This window comes from Bradyrhizobium sp. (assembly GCF_049586575.1).
Taxonomy (GTDB): domain Bacteria; phylum Pseudomonadota; class Alphaproteobacteria; order Rhizobiales; family Xanthobacteraceae; genus Bradyrhizobium.
In genome coordinates, this window is record NZ_JBAVCF010000467.1 from 1 (window position 1) to 3159 (window position 3159).

Consider the following 3159-nt stretch of genomic DNA (forward strand, 5'->3'; position numbering starts at 1 on the left):
TGACGACGAAGTTCACGATGACCAGGATCGCAAAGACGATCATGCCGATGACGAAATTGCCGCCCATCACGAAGTTGCCGAACGCCTCGATCACGTGGCCCGCGGCATCGGTCCCTTCGTGGCCGCGTGACAGGATCAACCGCGTCGAAGCAAGGTTGAGCGACAGCCGCAGCATCGTCGAGATCAGGAGAATGGTCGGGAACGAGGAGAATTCGAGCGGTGCCTGGATGAACAGCGACGTCATCAGGATCAGGATCGACAGCGTGATCGAGATCGCCAGGAACAGGTCGAGCACGACCGCGGGCAGCGGCAGGATCAGCACCACCAGAATGGTGAGGATGCCGAAGGCGAGTGCGAGGTCACCGCGTTTGAGGATGGTGCCGATTTCGCTGAAACTGGGGAAATTGGTCGAGGGTGCCGCGCCGCCCTGACCCGCCGTTACATCGACCATATTACCCGGTTCCTCCCGCGAATGCCGTCCACGGCGGCCAAGCGTCTGCGCGGCGGCCGCAGGACCACCGTTTCGAAAGTGAGGCACCGCACTGGCGTCCACGGAGTACTCCCCCGTTTTACGCGGCTGACGACACTCGACTTCGCAACTGGGCAATTTTTGCCCGGTTTATGGTTAGCAAAGCGTTAACGCGGGCTGACTTCGGCGGAGAGCCGGCAGATTGCGGCGGATGACTTCGGCGTAATCTGCCGTCCGGGATCAGAGCCTCCCGGCCAGGTCGGGCGGCGACCGGTGCGGGAGCAGGGCCTTGCGCGCTTTCAACGCGTTGCCGACCCTCTTCATTTCGCTGTTCTTGACGAACCAGTAGGCCGCGAACGCCCATACGCCACACCATTCCGCGGCCATGATGTAATCTCCCTGACCGTCATGCGCATAGTTGAGGTAGATCGCGATAGCGATCGACAAGACCATGAAGGCGGCGATGCCGCGGTAGGTCCACGTGTAGCGCGTGTAAAGAGACGGGTTCGATGTCTCAAGTTCTTCCAGCGTCGCGTCTGAATACCAGACGATCACGACGGCGATGCAGAGGAACGCCAGCGCCGCGAAAATTCCGTGAAGCGAAAGCTTGGACAGGCCAAGCGGCGCGAGGATGAAGTCATATTGGTCCTGGCCGTTTATCGCCATTGGAAAAATAGCAACGCACAGCGCAAAGATACCGGCAGCGTTGAGCCATTTTTCCTCGTGCTTGGTGAAGCCGGGATATCTGGCCAGGAAAAATCCGACGACAAACAGGATGCCGCAGAACCAGAGTCTCACAGGTGTGTGGTCCACCGTGACGGGGTCCTGGGCAAAGTAGTAGTTGCTGAATGTCGGCTGGACCTCGATTCCCCAGAACCGTCCTGCGAGAACCAAAATCAGGGGAAACCCAATCGCAAGGAGTCCGATCCACCTGCGTAAGGAGCGGTAGCTTTGCAGCATGGCTTCATCGACATGACTGAGATCTATCTCATGTTTGAAATTCATAATGCTTCTCCGCCATTGAAATGAGCTCGGAATGCTTTCCGAATTTCAGATTGTTAAAACCATTTTTACACACAAAAGTTGGAGATAAATCGGCGCATCGGATCTCGATAGATTGGGCCGGCGGCCGCCACGCAAGACTCGTCAGCAGGTGGCAGCACGTTCGAGCGCCGTTGCATGCCCAATACCGCGGCATTGTGGGTTGACGGTGAGCTTCATTGCGGTGAATTTGCGGCCACCGTGGACACTGCCGCCGATCTTGCCCGACATTCGTTGCCGTTCGTTCCGGATTCTCGCCGGGCGTGGCTTCGCCTTGCCGTAGCCGTGCTGATCGGCTCCCTCGGCAGCGTCGGCATGTGGTCGGTCGTGGTGGCGCTTCCGGTGGTTCAGGTCGAATTCGCAGCCGCCCGCGGTACCGCCTCGCTTGCCTTCACGCTGGTGATGCTGGGTTTCGGCATTGGCCAGGTTGTCACCGGCAAGATCAGCGACCGCTACGGCATCGTCACCGCGATTGGAGTCGGCATCGGCCTTCTCGGCCTCGGTTATGTCGGCGCAGGGCTGTCGCCCGCGATCTGGCAATACATTCTGGTGCATTTTCTCATCGGCCTGTCGTCGGCGGCGACATTCGGACCGCTGATGGCGGAAGCCTCGCACTGGTTCGAGCGCTACCGGGGACTGGCGGTGGCGATCGCCGCCAGCGGCAACTACATCGGCGGCACGATCTGGCCGCCCGTGGTCAACTGGGGCATGCAGACTCACGGCTGGCGCGCCACCCATATCGCGATCGGCATCTTCACGGCGGTCGCGATGTCGCTCGCGCTGATCGTGCTGCGCATGCTGATGGGGGCGGGAACGCGTCGCAGCCATGTCAACGCGCCGCCGCCGCGCGTCGACCTGAGGCTTTCCACCAATGCGCTGACCGCGATTTTATCGCTGGCCAGCATTGCCTGCTGCGTGGCGATGTCGATGCCGCAGGTGCATATCGTCGCCTATTGCGGCGATCTCGGCTACGGCGTGGCGCGCGGCGCCGAAATGCTGTCGCTGATGCTGGGCTTTGGCATCATCAGCCGGATCGGTTCGGGTTTTCTCGCCGACAAGATCGGGGGCATCCGCACGCTGCTGATCGGCTCGATCGCGCAAGGCTCGGCGTTGCTGTTGTACCTGTTCTTCGACGGTCTCACCTCGCTCTACATCATCTCCGCGATGTTCGGCCTGTTCCAGGGCGGTATCGTGCCGAGCTATGCCATCATCGTGCGCGAGGCGATGCCGGCTTCGGAAGCCGCGACACGGATCGGGATCGTGATCTTTGCTTCCGTTTTCGGGATGTCGTTCGGCGGCTGGATATCGGGCGTGATCTTCGACGCCACCGGCTCTTATGCGGCAGCCTTCCTCAACGGGCTCGCCTGGAACGCGCTCAACATCACCATCATGGTGGGGCTGTTGCTGCGCTCCGGCCGGCGGCTGGCGGTAGCCTGAGGGAAAACCTCCGCACCGTCTCTAACGACGAGGTTGCCCCAATAGCAGACATCCGGGGGACTAAGACGGGAGTCCGAAAAGTGCCCACGAACGGAAGTGACCATCGCCGTACAAGGTCAACTGCTTGGTGGTTGATCTACAATTTTTGGAACACCTGCGAGTACGGCAAACACCCAGCCAGCAATCGCGCCTAAAATTCCGAAGACTAACCC

At 60.4% G+C, this 3159-nt stretch carries 3 protein-coding genes; 1 reads left to right on the top strand and 2 read right to left on the bottom strand.

Annotated features, from left to right (window positions below):
- Positions 1-451, bottom strand: a 451-nt coding sequence (locus WB528_RS18125; protein WP_423889772.1) for an FHIPEP family type III secretion protein, incomplete at its 3' end; no start/stop codon positions are given.
- A 258-nt stretch (positions 452-709) separates the two neighbouring features.
- The gene (locus WB528_RS18130; protein ID WP_423889773.1) at positions 710-1474 is read right to left on the bottom strand and encodes a hypothetical protein; all 765 of its coding nucleotides are present in this window, start codon (positions 1472-1474) and stop codon (positions 710-712) included.
- 237 nt (positions 1475-1711) lie between these two features.
- Here WB528_RS18130 and WB528_RS18135 point away from each other — a divergent pair, with 237 nt between their 5' ends.
- Complete coding sequence (locus WB528_RS18135; RefSeq protein ID WP_423889774.1) at positions 1712-2947, top strand: MFS transporter; 1236 nt, start codon at positions 1712-1714, stop codon at positions 2945-2947.
- The last annotated feature ends 212 nt before the right edge of the window (positions 2948-3159 follow it).